The 14,922-nt window shown below is 62.3% G+C and carries 14 protein-coding genes; 8 read left to right on the forward strand and 6 right to left on the reverse strand.

Annotated features, from left to right (window positions below):
• Nucleotides 1–115: 115 nt before the first annotated feature.
• The gene (locus BV034_RS12510; RefSeq protein ID WP_050027347.1) at nucleotides 116–841 is read right to left on the reverse strand and encodes a hypothetical protein; all 726 of its coding nucleotides are present in this window, start codon (nucleotides 839–841) and stop codon (nucleotides 116–118) included.
• Between the two features lie 199 nt (nucleotides 842–1,040).
• Between BV034_RS12510 and mnmA the strand changes: the two genes are divergently transcribed.
• From mnmA to BV034_RS12545, 7 genes are all read left to right on the forward strand, one after another.
• On the forward strand, nucleotides 1,041–2,138 hold the full coding sequence (mnmA, locus tag BV034_RS12515) for a tRNA 2-thiouridine(34) synthase MnmA (RefSeq protein ID WP_081887769.1): 1,098 nt from the start codon (nucleotides 1,041–1,043) through the stop codon (nucleotides 2,136–2,138).
• Nucleotides 2,139–2,494: 356 nt separating this feature from the next.
• The gene (locus BV034_RS12520) at nucleotides 2,495–2,797 is read left to right on the forward strand and encodes a hypothetical protein (RefSeq protein ID WP_050027349.1); all 303 of its coding nucleotides are present in this window, start codon (nucleotides 2,495–2,497) and stop codon (nucleotides 2,795–2,797) included.
• Entirely contained in the window at nucleotides 2,790–3,122 is a 333-nt protein-coding gene (locus tag BV034_RS12525) for a type II toxin-antitoxin system RelE/ParE family toxin (protein WP_050027350.1), read from the forward strand. Before BV034_RS12520 ends, BV034_RS12525 begins: the two co-directional genes overlap by 8 nt.
• 146 nt (nucleotides 3,123–3,268) lie before the next feature.
• Nucleotides 3,269–4,081, forward strand: coding sequence for a 1,4-dihydroxy-2-naphthoyl-CoA synthase (gene menB, locus BV034_RS12530; protein ID WP_050027351.1), 813 nt, complete (start codon nucleotides 3,269–3,271; stop codon nucleotides 4,079–4,081).
• Nucleotides 4,082–4,113: 32 nt separating this feature from the next.
• A complete protein-coding gene (locus BV034_RS12535) occupies nucleotides 4,114–4,995 on the forward strand; it encodes a 1,4-dihydroxy-2-naphthoate polyprenyltransferase (RefSeq protein WP_050027352.1) in 882 nt (293 codons plus the stop codon).
• 43 nt (nucleotides 4,996–5,038) lie between these two features.
• Nucleotides 5,039–6,001 carry an enolase C-terminal domain-like protein gene (locus BV034_RS12540; protein WP_050027353.1) on the forward strand — a complete coding sequence of 321 codons (963 nt, stop codon included), beginning with the start codon at nucleotides 5,039–5,041 and terminating at the stop codon, nucleotides 5,999–6,001.
• A 30-nt stretch (nucleotides 6,002–6,031) separates the two neighbouring features.
• Entirely contained in the window at nucleotides 6,032–7,192 is a 1,161-nt protein-coding gene (locus BV034_RS12545) for an AMP-binding protein (protein WP_050027354.1), read from the forward strand.
• Between the two features lie 28 nt (nucleotides 7,193–7,220).
• On the opposite strand, the gene BV034_RS12550 is transcribed toward BV034_RS12545, so the two are convergent.
• On the reverse strand, nucleotides 7,221–7,835 hold the full coding sequence (locus BV034_RS12550; protein ID WP_050027355.1) for a TetR/AcrR family transcriptional regulator: 615 nt from the start codon (nucleotides 7,833–7,835) through the stop codon (nucleotides 7,221–7,223).
• A 77-nt stretch (nucleotides 7,836–7,912) separates the two neighbouring features.
• Here BV034_RS12550 and BV034_RS12555 point away from each other — a divergent pair, with 77 nt between their 5' ends.
• Complete coding sequence (locus tag BV034_RS12555) at nucleotides 7,913–8,851, forward strand: NAD-dependent epimerase/dehydratase family protein (protein WP_050027356.1); 939 nt, start codon at nucleotides 7,913–7,915, stop codon at nucleotides 8,849–8,851.
• Between the two features lie 10 nt (nucleotides 8,852–8,861).
• On the opposite strand, the gene BV034_RS12560 is transcribed toward BV034_RS12555, so the two are convergent.
• Genes BV034_RS12560 through BV034_RS12575 form a run of 4 tightly spaced genes read right to left on the reverse strand, consistent with a single transcriptional unit; the run spans nucleotide 8,862 to nucleotide 14,737 of the window.
• Entirely contained in the window at nucleotides 8,862–10,040 is a 1,179-nt protein-coding gene (locus BV034_RS12560; protein ID WP_050027357.1) for a Gfo/Idh/MocA family oxidoreductase, read from the reverse strand.
• 43 nt (nucleotides 10,041–10,083) lie between these two features.
• On the reverse strand, nucleotides 10,084–11,553 hold the full coding sequence (locus tag BV034_RS12565; protein WP_050027358.1) for a hypothetical protein: 1,470 nt from the start codon (nucleotides 11,551–11,553) through the stop codon (nucleotides 10,084–10,086).
• Nucleotides 11,547–13,730, reverse strand: a complete 2,184-nt coding sequence (locus tag BV034_RS12570; protein WP_050027359.1) for a c-type cytochrome — start codon at nucleotides 13,728–13,730, stop codon at nucleotides 11,547–11,549. The genes BV034_RS12565 and BV034_RS12570 overlap by 7 nt, the downstream gene beginning before the upstream one ends.
• Nucleotides 13,727–14,737 (reverse strand): hypothetical protein, encoded by a 1,011-nt coding sequence (locus tag BV034_RS12575; protein WP_050027360.1) that lies wholly within the window; start codon nucleotides 14,735–14,737, stop codon nucleotides 13,727–13,729. The genes BV034_RS12570 and BV034_RS12575 overlap by 4 nt, the downstream gene beginning before the upstream one ends.
• Between the last annotated feature and the right edge of the window lie 185 nt (nucleotides 14,738–14,922).

The following is a 14,922-nucleotide window of genomic DNA, read 5'->3' on the forward strand; positions in this document are numbered from 1 at the left end:
TTCCCGTGGCAATCATTGCGATTAGCCACGGTGACAATTATTTTGAAAAGCAGTACACGTGCCAAGCTAACGGGCCGCGATTGTAGCGTCCCGCGCCCTCTTGCCCATCCCAAAGTTACGGGGCCGTTGCTTTTGTCGGAGAGGCTGGTGCAGCAGCCCCGCTGGCGGCGGTGGAGTGCAGGATGATGGACGAGCCATCGGGGCTGAACTCGACGCTGGTCACCTTCTCCAGCACCGCTTTTACGTGAGGCTTGAGTTTGGCGATGTTGAGCCAGGGGATGGTCTTGAGGTGGAAGAAGAAGCCTTGGCTGACTTCCTTGCCCGGCACGGCGAGCGTCTCCATGTGCAGGTCCAGGGAGTTGTTCTCGATCACGGGTTTGAAGCCGCTCTTTCCCACAAGGAAGCGCTTGGGGCCGTCGCTGCCTGGGAGACGATTGATCTGCCAGCAGAGGTCGGCCATCAGGAGTTGGGCCTGGGGATCGATGGAGGTGAAGAGGGCGATGCCGCGGTAGTCGACCACTTCCTTTTCGCCGGAGATCACGATCAAAGTATTGAGCTCCTCCACGCTTAGCAGGAGGGGGACGGCTTTGCCATTGGCAGCGGCGTCTTCAAAGGAGTCCAGCTTGGTGAGGAGGGCTGTTTTTTGTTCCTCGCTGGGGGTAGGGGTGGGCAGCGGAGGTGCATTGTCGATGGTGAACTGGCCGATTTCCTTGTCCTGGCGGTAGCCGCTGTAGAGAGTCCAGCCGATGATCCCGCCGAAGGTGCAAAGGGCGATGATAAGAATGGCGCAACCGTAGAACGGGCTGAAGGGGCCGGTAGGTTCTTTCTGAGCTTGAGACATGGGAGTTGGTAGCGCGGGCCAGAGAAAAAGGGAAGGGGGAAAACGTGACGAGAAGTCGCACTGAGGAGGGGGCCTGCCCGGGGACGCGGGTACGGTTGGGGATTGACACTGGGGCCGGGCCAAGCGAGTACGCGGGTCCGTTTTTCCTCACCTGATGTGGGGTGCGGGCGTACCTATCCCTTTAAGTTTACAGTCAACCATGAAGATCCTAGCCGCGCTGTCTGGAGGCGTGGACAGCAGTGTCGCCGCCGCCCTGCTCGTCCGCGAGGGGCATGATGTGTCCGGGGCGTACATGAAGAACTGGATCAATGAGGAGAACATCATCGGTCACTGCCCCTGGCAGGAGGACATCGAAGATGCTCGCGCGGTGGCCGACCAGCTCGGCATCGAGTTCCGTGTGGTGAACCTGATGCGGGAATACCGCGAGAAGGTGGTGAAGTACCTCCTGGCCGGGTACCAAGAGGGGATCACGCCCAACCCGGATGTGATGTGCAACCGGGAGATGAAGTTCGGCGTGCTCTGGGAGTGGGCCAAGGATCAGGGCTATGATGCCATCGCTACCGGGCACTATGCCCGCTGGGAAGCGCCTGCGGAGCCTGGGGCTCACCCGATCGTGCGACGGGGCGTGGATGGGAACAAGGACCAGACCTACTTCCTGGCCATGATGCGGCCGGAACAGGTGGAAATTGCCCGCTTCCCCATTGGCCACCTGCCCAAGGCGGAGGTGCGGGTGGAGGCGTCCCGATTGGGGCTGAAGACGGCCGAGAAAAAAGACAGCCAGGGGATCTGCTTCATCGGTGAGGTGAAGATGGAGGATTTCCTAAGGACGTTCGTGCCGGACAATCCTGGGAACATAGTGAATCTCGAGGGGAAGGTGCTGGGCGAGCATCGCGGACTGCACCTCTACACTCTGGGCCAGCGCAAGGGGTTGCGGGTGCCCTCCAACCTGTACAAGCAGGCCTATGTGGTGGTGGCCAAGCGGCCCGCCGCAAATGAGCTCGTGGTGGCGATCGAGCAGGCGGATACGCCGCTGCTCTGGGCGCGAAAGGCGGTCCTGACGCAGATTTCTACGACCGGGCCGGACCTTCTGGTGCCGCGACGGCTGAACGCCCAGCCACGCTATCGCTGTCCGGCGGGTGCTGCGACGTACACTCCGTTCCAGCGGGAAGACGGATGGGCGGCGGAACTGGTGTATGATGAGCCTCAGCGGGCGCTCACTCCAGGGCAGATCTGTGGCTTGTATGACGGGGACCAGCTGCTGGGCGGCTCGGTGTTTGAGTCGATCGGGTATGAGTAGGGAGAGACAGAAGACGAAAGACAGAAGACGAAACACTTGAGGGGCATGGAGCTGGTCGGCTGTTCCCCTGGCAAGCTGCTCGAAAGTAGTCCGGATGTGCCATCCGGTCAGGCAGCGGAGCGATGGTGCAGTGTAGACCGGTGGACGTGCTGGGCGCGGAGGACGGGCTGAGTAGGCTTGGGCGTGCGTCCTTGCGGCGACTGAGCCGGTTGGGACAACCGGACTACGCCTGTGGCGATGCTGCGGAGTGGCTGGTTGCTGTTAGTCGGGTAGCGGGTGTCAGAGGAAGCGGAGCATGACCATTGACCGCTGCGCCTCCGGAACGTAGTCTTTCATCGCTTAACCCAACCACTGCCATGCAGACGTTTGAGCTTACAGATACCTTGATCAATTTCCAGCGGGATACTGCATCCCATCTGGTCCGTCTACGCAAGACGGGCATGCCCGAGGTATTGACGGTGGATGGAGAGGCGGAGGTGGTGGTGCAGGATGCACAGGCTTATCAGGCTCTGCTCGACCGATTGGACGAGTTGGAATCGGTTGCAGCGATCAAGGAGGGCATCTCCACCGCGCTGGCTGGACAAGGGAGGCCTGTGGGTGAGTTTTTGAGTGAAATGCGTGCGAAGTACAGGGTGAAGCGCGGCGGGGAAGATGGCTGAGCAGTACGAGATCATCATCCAGCCTCGTGCCGAAGTGGATCTGGATGAGATCTATGTCTGGCTGATGGAGCATGCGCCTGGGTATGCAGAGGGCTGGTTCAACGCCTTCGAGGCCAGGTTGGCTCAACTGACGACTTTTCCCGAACGTTTCCCGTTGGCACCTGAGAACCAATTTGGCGTATTTGACCGGCAGGTGCGCCAGCTCCTTCACGGTAATGGGTTCTGGAAGTACCGCGTGCTGTATTTTGTAGAGGGCACGTCTGTTCAAATCGTCCATATTAGACACGGGGCCCGGCGTTGGCTTGGAGAGTCCGCTGATGAGTAAAGGACCGGGGATCAAGTTGGAGGTCCCGGTATTGCGCCTCCAGACGTACAAAATCTGCGAAACGGGATGCTTCCACGCCAAGCTGCGCTAAAGCGTTCCTTCCCGACCTACGACCTCGACACCCTTCCTGACAACCGACCTTGACCATGTGGACCTCCGTTAAAGAATACCAGGACATCAAGCTGGAGAAGTCCAGCGACGGCATCGCGAAGATCACGATCAACCGGCCGGAGGTGCGCAATGCGTTCCGTCCGCTGACGGTGCACGAGCTGCTCAATGCCTTTGACGTGGCGCACGAGGATCCCGAGGTGGGCGTTGTCATCCTGACGGGAGAGGGCCCGGATGCTTTCTGCTCTGGTGGAGACCAGAAGGTGCGCGGTCACGCGGGCTATGTGGGCAGCGATGGTGTGCCCCGCCTGAATGTGCTGGACCTGCAGAAGAAGATTCGCGGCATTCCCAAGCCGGTAATCGCCATGGTGGCAGGGTACGCGATCGGTGGTGGCCATGTGCTGCACATCGTGTGCGACCTGACCATTGCGGCGGACAACGCACGCTTTGGCCAGACAGGCCCGAAGGTGGGCTCGTTCGACGGTGGTCTGGGGAGCAGCTATCTCGCCCGCATTGTGGGACAGAAGAAGGCACGCGAGATCTGGTACCTGTGCCGCCAGTATGATGCGCAGCAGGCGCTGGACATGGGCCTTGTGAACCATGTGGTGCCCCTGGCCCAGCTGGAAGAAGAAACCGTGAAGTGGTGCCGCGAGATCCTGGAGCACTCCCCGCTGGCCCTGCGCTGCCTGAAGTCGGCCCTCAACGCGGATTGCGATGGCCAGATGGGTCTGCTGGATCTGGCAGGCAATGCGACGCTGCTCTACTACATGAGCGAGGAGGCGAAGGAGGGCAAAAATGCGTTCGTGGAAAAACGCAAGCCGGACTTCTCCAAGTTCCCCCGCGTGCCGTGATGCGGTTCAAGATCTAACATGCTGGCTTCCTCATGAGCGCCGGAAAGATCAAACCCTGGATCCTGGCGGCCCGTCCCAAGACGCTGGGGGCCGCTGTGGCCCCTGTGCTGGTGGGCTCCACGCTGGGCTGGAAGCTCAGCGGGGAGTTCTGCGTGTGGCTCATGCTGGCCACGCTGGGAAGCTGCATCTGCCTGCAAATCGCCACGAACTTCTTCAATGACGCCGTGGATGCGATGAAGGGGAGCGACACGGAGGAGCGCCTGGGGCCCGTGCGCATCACCGCTTCGGGCATGATGTCCGCCAGTGCAGTGATGAGGGCGGCGGTGCTCTTCCTGCTGATTGCCAGTGTGATGGGCGCGGCGCTCATCTGGCAATGCGGCTGGCCTATCCTGGCCATCGGCATTCCTTCGCTGTGGTTCTGCTATGGTTACACGGGCGGCCCGGTGCCGCTCGCGTATCGTGGGCTGGGGGAGTTGTTTGTGGTGCTGTTCTTTGGGTTGATCGCAGTGACCGGTTCCGCGTTTGTCCAGAGTGGTAAGTGGCATGTGGAGGCACTCGTGGCGGGTCTGCAGATTGGCTGTCTCTCCACGGTGCTCATTGCCATCAACAACCTGCGGGATATTGAGGAAGACACCAAGACAGGCAAGAAGACGTTGGCCGTGCGCTTCGGCAAAACCTTCGCACGGGTGGAGATCACGCTGCTCTACCTCATCACCCTGGCGCTCTGCTTCTACTGGCAGACTCCTGCTGTGCGCTGGGCTCCCTTTGCCATCGCATTCCTTGCCGCCGCTGGCCTGGCCACCGCGATTTGGAAGACAGAGCCTTCTCCCCGCTACAACAAGTTCCTCGCCATGGCTGGTGCCTCTCTGCTTGCCTTCTCCTTCGCCTTCATCGCCGCGCTGATCTGGGGCTAGGTGTATTGCCCAACCAGCAACGCGTCTCAACTTCCCCACCTCCATGTCCTACTACATTCATCCGTACACGCTGTACTCCCGCGGTGCGCTGAATGCGGTGTCACAGCGGCGGGAGTTTCATGGGGTGCTGACCATGGTGAACGGAGGCGTGGGCTGCCTGCATCCCTGGCCGGAGTTCGGCGACCCGCCGATCAAGGATCAACTGGATCTGCTGCGCGATGGAGGCACATCCAAGGTCATCGAGCGCGCTCTGCGCATGGCTGCAGTGGATGGCGAGGCCCGTCGGGCGGGTGTCAGCTTGTTTGAGGGGCTGGAGATTCCTCCCTGTCACTACTCTTGGGACCAAAATCAGCCCAGCGAGCCGCAGATGCGCCGCGTGGTGGAGGAAGGCTGGGGGGCGATCAAGACCAAGGGATGGAACAACGTGGGCGAGGTGTTGCGCTGGCTGGACAGCTTTGCCGCGAAGGCTGGGGCCTCGACGGTGAAGCTGAGGGCGGATTTCAACTCCTGCCTGGAGCCCCATCAATTCCGCAACTTCATGGAGTGGATGTCGCCACGAGTGAGGACGCGGCTCGACTTCGTGGAAGATCCCTTTCCGTACGACCCGGAGTCTTGGGAGGATATGCAGCGCCTCTATGCCGTGGATCTCGCCTTGGACAAGGCGCTACGCGGTGCGGACGAGGGCTTCAATGTGGCCGTGCTCAAGCCTGGTCGCCGGGAGTGGCGGGAGATGCTGGACGGAGTGCCGGAGCGGGTGCGGGTGGTGATGACCTCCGCCATGGATCACGCCATCGGCCAGAGCTTTGCCGCGTATGAGGCCGCCCTGGCTTGGCAGCAGGTGGGGGATCGCATGGATCTGTGTGGACTGGCCACGGATCATCTCTTTGCCAGGGATTCCTTTTTTGAGCGGCTGAGTGCTGTGGGCGGAGTGCTTACGGTGGACCGCGCGGGGACAGGACTGGGCTTTGACGAGGTGTTGGACAAGCTGGCCTGGCTTAAGTTGTAGGAGCGAACCTTTCTGGCACCGACGACTGACATGCTGCACACGCCTCAGGAAAACGACGCCTTCTGGCAATCAGAGCGCTTGCATCTGGCGCTGGCTCCCGGGGAGGCAGCACCAGGCGGTCTCGCGGAGATCGCTCAGACGCGGACTGATACGGCGGGCCTGTGTTATTTCAAAACCTCCGGCAGCGAGGGCGTGCCCAAGTGGGTGGGTCTCTCCCGGGAAGGCATGCTAACCTCGGCACGGGCTGTGAATGAGCATCTGGAGTCCGCGTCGCAGGACCGCTGGCTCGTCGCCCTGCCCACCCATCATGTGGGCGGATGCTCCATTCTGGCCCGCTGTCATGCCAGCCGTGCTGCCTGGTCCTTTCTAGAGGGGAAATGGGATGCTGTCCGGTTTGCAGACCAGTGTGCCGCAGAGGGGATCGCGCTTGTGTCTCTGGTTCCTACGCAGGTGTATGATCTGGTGGCGTCCCGGCTTCCCGCTCCGGACACGTTGCGGGCCATCGTCGTGGGTGGCGGCGGCATGAACCGGGAGGTGGCATTGCGGGCTCTGGAGCTGGGCTGGCCGGTTTTGCAGAGCTTTGGCATGACAGAGACGGCCTCACAAATTGCCACCGAGCCGCTGGAGCATCTGAGAGCGGGCTTTGATCCGGATTCGCTGGAGGTGCTGTCTTGCTGGCAACTTGGTACGGATGAGACGGACCGGCTCACCGTGCGCGGCAGCGCTCTGGCCAAGGGCTACATGGTGCTCCGCGAGGGCGCCTGGCAATGGGAGCCGATTGATGCTGAAGCCGGACTGGCTACGCGGGATCGCGTGCAGATCTGGCATCATGGCGCGCGGCAATTTCTGCGTTTTCTCGGGCGCGAGGCTTCGTTTGTGAAAGTGTTGGGGGAACTCGTGAGTCTGCCTGAACTGCAAGCCCGGCTTGAGAAGATCTGCCTGGAGACAGGGCTTGCTCCTGCATCCTGTGTGATCTGGCCGGTGGCAGATGAAAGGCAGGAGACGCGGTTGATGATGATAGGGGAAGTGGATGCCCGGAGGTTGGAGGAACTGCGGGTGCAGTTCAATGAGGGCGTGCCGGGATATCGGCGATTGAGTGAGGTGCGGGGTGTCGCAGCGATTCCTCGAACCGGACTAGGGAAGGTGGATCGTGTGAGGCTGGAGGTGTTATTGAGACAGGATTGTCCATAGCTCTGGCCGGCGGGGCGCCGGAGGCACTTCACCGTCTGGAAGCCGGTGCCACTCGTTCCAGCAGTGCCTCAATCGCAATCGTCGCCAGTTTCTCCGGTGGCGTTTGCAGGAACTTGCCGCAGATGAGCTTGAGAGAGACGATGCCGTGGAGAGAGGTCCAGAAGACCTCGGCATGATGTTGCGCGGAGTCCTTTCCTGAAACCAGGTGCTGGAACTGGGACTGGATCATGCCGAAGACGCGCTGGCCGGCTCCGCCTGCATCCTTGCCGGGCTGGCTGCGGAACATGGCATCCGCCAGGGCGCTATCCTGCATGAAAATGACCCGGTAGGATTCGGGCTGCTCTGCGCTGAAGCGGAGGTACTGGCGGGCGAGTTCGCGCAGGGCGTCCTTTGGGGGGAGGGGCACTGCGGGGAGCATGAATGCCTCGAGGTCCCCAAGACCACGACGGCCGAGCTCGGCGACGATGGCCTCCCGGTTCTCGAAGTAGAGGTAGATGGCGGTGGCAGAGTAGCCGATTTCCCGGGCGAGCCGTCGCATGCTGAGGGCCTCATAGCCCTCGTTGACCAGGATGGTACGCGAGGCGCTGAGGATATCGTCCTTGAGATCGGTGGTGGCCTGGGCGCTGCGGGGAGGGCGGCTCATGGGCGAAATATGTCGTTTGACATCGGACTGTCGAGATGTAATTAACGGTGTTAAGTTAACACTGTTAATATAACCTTATGAAGACTGAATTTGCCTTGTTTGGAGCGACGGGATCCATTGGCGCATCGATAGCCGCCACACTGCGAGAGGCTGGCGTCCGCTATCGGGTGGTGGGGAGGGACGCCAAGTCTTTGCAAAAGACCTACGGAGCGGATCCGTTGGCAGAAATCCGGACTTGGAACCCGGACGACCCGGCGTCCGTGGTGGCGGCGGCAGAGGGCGTGGACACACTCATCACCATGGTGGGGGTGCCCTATGACCAGTTTCACCTGCATCCCCAGATCATGCGCCAAACGCTCGCTGGAGCGATCGAGGCTGGGGTGAAGCGGGTGGTGCTGATCGGCACGCTCTACCCCTTCGGTCGGCCCCAGACGGATCGGGTGAATGAGTTTCACCCGCGTGAACCACACACCTACAAGGGGCGCATGAGGAAGGAGCAGGAGGATATCCTGATGGAGGCGGGACGCTCCGGGCAGATCCAGACGACTATTCTGCGCCTGCCCGACTTTTATGGGCCACGGGTGGAGCGCAGTTATCTGGACGGGGTTTTCAAGGCGATCGCGTCCGGAGGCCGGGCGCAGATGCTGGGGCCGATTGACCGGCCGCATGAGTTTGTGTTCGTGCCAGACGTCGGGCCGGTGGTGATGAAGCTTGCGCGCAATCCCTGGGCCTATGGCCGCACCTGGAATCTGGGTGGTGCTGGCGTCATCACGCAACGGGAGTTCGCGGAGAAAGCCTTTGCCCTGGCGGGCAGGGGGAAGGTGAAGCTGATGGTGGCGGGGAGGCTGATGTTGAGGTTGATGGGCCTGTTCAACCCGGTGATGCGGGAGCTGGTGGAGATGCACTACCTTCTGACGGGCCCGCTGATGGTGGATGACACGGCGTTGCAGGAACTCTTGGGCGGGTACGACAAGACCTCGTATGAGGAGGGGATTGCGGCGTGTTTGAAGGCATGAAACGCATTTGTCAGGACCAAGTGGCGAAGGGATTCTCGGGTTGTTCCAGCGGGAATTCCAGGCGTTTTCCTCCGCGAACGTGGGACAGCATCACGGCGGTGATCATCTCCACCGTGAGGCGGCCATCAGCTGCGCTGCAGAGCGGTTGGCGGTTCTCCTGGATGGCGGCGATGAGATCGCGGGCACCTTGTTCGTGACTCATGACAATGTTGCCGTTCTTCGCGTTGGGCTCCGGCTCACCCACACCGGCTGTGGTGATGGGGACCCAGGCTCGTGGCTCCGCAACTGGCTGGAACGGATTCCCCGGAAGCAAGTGGGCGAGCGGGGTGTTGTCCACGCGGATGTCGATGATGCCCTTGGTGCCGATGAGTTGCAGCCCGAACCCGACCTTGGCATCGCCGGCGTCTTGCACGGAGTCAAAGTAGATGGGCACCCCGGACTCGGTTTCAAAGCGGGCATGCACGGCATTGCCCGCAATGGCGCCGAAGTCCTCCTTGGTGCGGATGACGTCTGCCGGCGTGACGGGCCGGGCATCGAGGAGTACCTCGGCAGAACAGGCCGTGGGGCGGCCGGTGAAAAAGGTGGCGAGGTTCAGGACATGCGAGCCGAGGATCCACAGGTCCTCCAGACCGCCGCGCCGGTCTTCCTTGCCCCGGCCTCGGAGTTCGAGGAGCCGGCCGATGACGCCGTCATTGACCAACTGCTTAACCACGGGGAGGGTGGGATGCCAGCGGTTGCGATGGGCGAGGGCCAGTTTTACACCGTGTTTCTCGCAGGCGTTGACGATGTCATCCGCCTCGGCCAGCGAACGGCAGAAGGGCTTCTCCATGTAGATGCCGCGCGCGCCGCTGGCGGCGGCCACCAGGGCCATGTCGCGATGCAGGCTCATGGCGGGACACACAGCGACGATGTCTGGTTTCACCTGCGCGATCTCCCGGTAGTCGGCGAATCCGGTGGTGACGTTGAGTTTCTTGAGGGTGGCTTCAAGGCCTTTGGGATTGGGATCGGCGACGGCCACGATTTCCACCTCCGGAAGACGCAGCCACATGCTGTCCAGGCTGTGGCCGTATTTGCCGTGGTTGCTGTCGCCGAGGACGGCTACGCGCCACTTTCGCTCTGGTGGGGAGGCGGGGAGAAGAGGGGCGATGGCGGCGGCAGCCGAGGTGGTGAGGAAGTGACGACGAAGCATCTCGGTGAAAGGTAGGTAAGAGGTAGGTGGTGAGCTGCAACACTCAGGACTTGGGGATCTTGTTGAGCGTGTAGTGGGCGATGTCAGGTGTGAGGGACTGGTTGTCCTGAGAGTGGAGGCCGGTGATCTGGAGTTCGTGGATGTAACCTTCGCGCAGTGGAGTGACCTTGAGATCGACGGTCAGGCCATCGGGGGAGACGTGGGCGATCTGGAGGGTGGGTTCCTCCTCATCGATGTCGGGGCCGCCGTACTCGGCATGGTACTCATAGGTGTAGCTGCGCATTTTCCAGAGGGCCGCTCTCACTGCTTCGGCGGAAATGGGTCGGGTGAAGGTGCAGCGGAATCCGCCTGGACGGGCCTCCATGGTGCGCATGGCGAACGGAGTCTTTCCACTCCAGACAACGCGCTCCACACCGTAGGACTTGCTACCCACCGAACTCCAGCCCCGGCTGGTTTCACCGACAAATAGCGAGCCGTCCTCACCGAACTCCAGGCGCAGGACACCGGCCTGGAATCCCTGCATGAAGGGGAAACAGGCACCCTGATATTCCCCTTCCACTTTCTCAAGATACACCCGGTTTACCCAGGCCTGTGTGAGCTCTCCCACGAAGAACTGACCTGAGAATGGGCCGAACTTGCCGCCGGTGTCATCCAGAGAGAGGTCGGTGGTGCTCATCCCCATCTTCCGGTACGGGAGCCACACGGCAGCGGGCTTGTAGATGGGCATGCGCCGGGCGGCTTCTGGGATGGGCACGTTTTCCACGAATTCCGTTGGCGCGGCGAAGGGTGCCCCTGGCAGGTTGGCGGAGGCGAAGGAGGCGGTGTGCCCGTGAAAGGCACCCTGGCGGATGTGATGAATGCCGCAGGCGGAGTTCCAGTGCCCCTGCTGATCTGTGTAAAAGACGTCTCCTGCCTGATTGATGCCAATGCCACAGGGGGAGCGCATGCCGCCGGAAACGGGTTTCCACGAACCGTCGGGTGCGACGCACAGTCCATAGCCACGCCAGTTCTTATCCCGGGTTATGGTGTCCCCCATGGTGCAATTCAGCGTGACCCACATGTTGCCTGCGGGGTCGAACTTGGGCCCGTAGGCATACTCGTGGTAAGCGCCGGAGACCCCCCAGCCCTTGGCCGCGCAGCGGTACTCGTCTGCCACGCCGTCGCCATTGGTGTCCCGCATGCGGGTGACCTCACTGCGCTGGCTGGCGTACAGAGCCCCATCGTGATAGGCCAGGCCCAGGGGTTCGTGGAGTGCACTGGCAAACTGCCGCCAGCCCACCTGACGCCCGTCTGGCGTGTAGGGGTGATCGGCGATCCACACCTCACCCCGACGGGTGGCCACTGCAAGCTTCCCTCCAGGCAGGCAAGCGAGCCCCCCGGCCTCCAGCACCAGGTTCTCAGGTGCTTCCAGAGTGATCCGGCGATAGCTCTCCTGGGCCCGCATCCCGGCAGAAGGAAGAACGAACAGCATGATGGCGGCCGCCCGCAGCTGAATGTGAGAATTGACTACCATGTGATCTCCTCTGTGAAAGTGGCCTTGCCATCGTGGAAGGTTAGCGTGACCGGGTTGATCTCAAGGCTATCTGAGCCCGATTTCAACTCCACCCCAGTAGGCGGGCTGGCTCTGAACTGCACGGGCACGGGTGGCGTGGGACCTCGAACCTCCAGTCGGCGCACCAGACCGCCCGAGGGGCGAGGCTCAAGACGGTCCTCGATCTGCAGGGGGCCCAGGGTGTATTCAAACACGGGAACTCCCTCCGGAGTCAGGTGATAGCCCCGAAACACCGCTTTTTCCGCGGGCTGACCCGGGAGGATGAGGTGGCCTGTTTCTTCCAGGCGCACGAGGGAGTCGCCCAGCGGCTGCTCCATCTTCACATAACGCTGGTTCCAGGTGCCATCGGCGTCCAGGAACTTCCCGCGCCAGGCCATGGACCAGCGCACTTGCAGGGCATCGAAGGCAGCGCTTATCCCGCCAGGGAATCCGACAGCGATGGCGTGGGTCCCGGTGCCTTTCAAGAAGGTGCGGAAGACGAGGGGCTTGAGCTCAGGTGTGAGCAGGAGGGTGGCCCGGTCTGCCATGCCGGGTGGGGGCAGGCTCTCATCCACCTCGAGGAGATAACGGCGGATGCTGTCGATCTGCCGTTCCGCAGTGCCTCCGGCCAGCGCGGGGTTCATGGGCTTGCCCTGGGGCCAGAAGGGAGGCATGCGGGTGCCAGTGGCAAATCCCGCCGGGTTCAGGAGGAAATCCCTCATCCATTCCGGGCGGAGGCGTTTGGGCATCTGCGCCAGATCATACGCGCCGATCCCCAAAGAGGGCTGGCCATTGATATCATGGCACACGATGCAGGCGTAGCCACCTGTGCCGACGAGCTCCCGGCCCCATTCGGCGCGGCCAGTGAGGTCAGGATTCTTTACCTTGGGCAGGGCATAAGGTGTCTCCTCAGCCTGGGCGTCCGCCTTGGCAAGCAGGTCGGGCAGGTATTTAGACAGGTCCTCGCCGAAATCCGGCATCTTCACCCGCATGTAGGTGCGCACGAGGTCCCTGCCACGAAGGACGCTTTCCAGCGCGGTTCGCTGAAACTTGCGGCCCACCCCATCCAGAGGAGGCGGGAGGCGGCCCAGATCCCCCAGGTCATCCTTGGTGGAGTGGAAATGCGCCGCCACCTCAGGCGTGGGACCGCCCTGGCCATCGCGGGTGTGGCAGGCGATGCAGTTGCGCTGGAGCAGGAGGTGCCGGATGGCCGACTTAGGGTCCTGTTCAGCCGAAGCCGTACGCGAGGCGGTGATGGAGGTGCGCAGGGCCTCTCGCTGCTCTTCACTGAGGGCGTACTGGGGCACTCCTGTGGTTTGTGTGCCAGCGGGAGCGAGGCAGCCCTGGTGGAGATTGGCCAGAGGTGGCACGGGGCGGTCTTCAGCAGGTTTGCCATGGCAGGAGACGCAGCCCAGGGAGTGGTAGGCCTTCCGGCCTCGTTGTGCCTGCTCGGCATCCTGCTCAAACGGTGGCTCAGCGGGCAAGGGGGTGGGGGCGAGATAGGCAGCCAGATGAGCGGCATCCTTCTTGCCCAGGCGCTGGTCGGGCATGCGACCGGAGGGACGCACGGCGAGTGGGTTCATGAGAAACTTGGCCAGTTCCCCGGGTGCATATTTCTCGCCCAAGTTTGATGGCAGCGTGGTGCTATGACAAGCGACGCAACCGACGGACTCGAAGACCGCCTTGCCCGTCTTCGAGGAGCCAACAACGGGCTTTACATTGCGACGTTGTTTGGGACGCAGGCCCATGAGGTAGTGGGTGAGGTCCTCCACCATCCCGGCGCGTTGAGAGGCGTTCATTCCCGAGAGCAAGTCGGGCATGGTGGTGCCCGGTTTGACCGTGGCGGGATCCATCAGGTACTGCCGCAGCCAGGTAGCGCGAAGGCGGTCGCCGGCAGCGGAGAGATCGGGGCCGGCCTTCCACCGCAGTGACTTGGCGGGGGCGGAGACGGATGCGGATGCGGGCTCGTGACAGGCTGCGCAGGACAACTCGGAATAGAGCAGGGCTCCGGCTTCGGACGGTTGGAGCGGGGTGCCCGTCTTGCGGAGGCGTTCGTAGGCAGGAACCTCGGCGCAGACCTCTGCTGCCGTGATGGCTGCGGCTGACCAGTGGGCTGCGCAGGCGACGATGAGGGCGATGCGGGAGGGCAACCTGATCACGGTGTTGGGTTCTGGGAAATGACTTGAAGCTTCACATTGTCCACATAGTGGGTGCCAAACTGCACCGGGCCATCAGGTGGGTAGGGCTTGGTCCGGAGGACGGCCAGATGCACCAACACGTACTGGGTTTGCGGCGTGATGGAGACCTCCACGTTGGTGCTCTTCCAGGTGAGGTCGCCCTTGAGCGGGAACTTTCTCAATGCCGTGGCAGACCCGTTTTCCCGCACCCAGGGCAGCGTGAGCGGTTGCGGGGCTTCATTGGGATTGGTCTCCAGGGAGCAGAGTTCCACGCTGCAAAGGTATTCTTCATTCTCTGCGTAAGGGGAGGTGTTGAAGCTGGCGGTCAGTCGCAGGACGGACTGGGCGTCCTTCAGCACCAGATGCCGCACATCCACCAGACGATAGACATCGCCCCATGCGCTGCGCTTTGCGTCCTCACCGGAGTGGGTGGCGGTGTTGAAGCGGAGCATGTGGCGTCCTCCGCGGGGGGCGACATCGTGTTCCGCGGTCACCACTTGGGAGTCATCACCAGTCCAGAGATCGATGGCGGTGGGGAGGCCTGGCTGGGTCTTCAATTCGGGATGGGGCAGGCGGGCGGCAACGTCGCTTGCTGGCTCAAAGCCTTCCACGAACAGCGTGACGCCCTTGTTGCGTGAAGTGGGGGAAACATAGGCCCACACCAGGGTGGCGCTGAAAAGTCCCAGCATGAGCCCCGCTGCCGCCGCCGTGGCCAGTGGACGCCATTGCCGCCAGGGGGAACGTGAGAGCGCGTTCGGGGCGGGGAGCGGTATCCATGCCGGTTCTGGAAGCTTCACAAACGAGGCTGCCTCTGCGGTGGCGTGGAGGGCGAGATCAAGGTGGACGAGGTCCAGGTAAAGGGTGCGCAGAGATTCATCCGCCTTCAGTGCGTTTTGCAGGAAGGTTGTTTCCTCGGGCGAAGTCTGGCCGGTCATGTAGCGCTGCACGAGATCCTGCCAGTCTGGGGGGGAGGGGGTGGGATGGGTCATGACGGCAGGAGGGTGGCTGCAAGGGGAAGGTGTTGGTTCATGCGAGGCGGGGGCCTTCCTCGCCCCTGGGCATGGAGCGGCGGACGCACTCCAGCAGCATCTGCCGGGTGCGGTGCAGCATCTTGTAGAGGGCCATGGGGGACTGTCCGCGCTGTTGGGCCAGATCATCCATGCGAGTGCCTTTT

Source organism: Verrucomicrobium sp. BvORR034, from assembly GCF_000739635.1.
GTDB lineage: Bacteria > Verrucomicrobiota > Verrucomicrobiia > Verrucomicrobiales > Verrucomicrobiaceae > Verrucomicrobium.

What these genes read in the sequence shown, in the direction of transcription:
- BV034_RS12550 (WP_050027355.1), bottom strand. Translation starts at nt 7,835, where the DNA reads ATGAGCCGCCCTCCCCGCAGCGCCCAGGCCACCACCGATCTCAAGGAC.
- BV034_RS12540 (WP_050027353.1), top strand. Translation starts at nt 5,039, where the DNA reads ATGTCCTACTACATTCATCCGTACACGCTGTACTCCCGCGGTGCGCTG.
- BV034_RS12545 (WP_050027354.1), top strand. Translation starts at nt 6,032, where the DNA reads ATGCTGCACACGCCTCAGGAAAACGACGCCTTCTGGCAATCAGAGCGC.
- mnmA (WP_081887769.1), top strand. Translation starts at nt 1,041, where the DNA reads ATGAAGATCCTAGCCGCGCTGTCTGGAGGCGTGGACAGCAGTGTCGCC.
- BV034_RS12575 (WP_050027360.1), bottom strand. Translation starts at nt 14,737, where the DNA reads ATGACCCATCCCACCCCCTCCCCCCCAGACTGGCAGGATCTCGTGCAG.
- BV034_RS12525 (WP_050027350.1), top strand. Translation starts at nt 2,790, where the DNA reads ATGGCTGAGCAGTACGAGATCATCATCCAGCCTCGTGCCGAAGTGGAT.
- BV034_RS12565 (WP_050027358.1), bottom strand. Translation starts at nt 11,553, where the DNA reads ATGGTAGTCAATTCTCACATTCAGCTGCGGGCGGCCGCCATCATGCTG.
- BV034_RS12510 (WP_050027347.1), bottom strand. Translation starts at nt 841, where the DNA reads ATGTCTCAAGCTCAGAAAGAACCTACCGGCCCCTTCAGCCCGTTCTAC.
- BV034_RS12555 (WP_050027356.1), top strand. Translation starts at nt 7,913, where the DNA reads ATGAAGACTGAATTTGCCTTGTTTGGAGCGACGGGATCCATTGGCGCA.
- menB (WP_050027351.1), top strand. Translation starts at nt 3,269, where the DNA reads ATGTGGACCTCCGTTAAAGAATACCAGGACATCAAGCTGGAGAAGTCC.
- BV034_RS12535 (WP_050027352.1), top strand. Translation starts at nt 4,114, where the DNA reads ATGAGCGCCGGAAAGATCAAACCCTGGATCCTGGCGGCCCGTCCCAAG.
- BV034_RS12560 (WP_050027357.1), bottom strand. Translation starts at nt 10,040, where the DNA reads ATGCTTCGTCGTCACTTCCTCACCACCTCGGCTGCCGCCGCCATCGCC.
- BV034_RS12520 (WP_050027349.1), top strand. Translation starts at nt 2,495, where the DNA reads ATGCAGACGTTTGAGCTTACAGATACCTTGATCAATTTCCAGCGGGAT.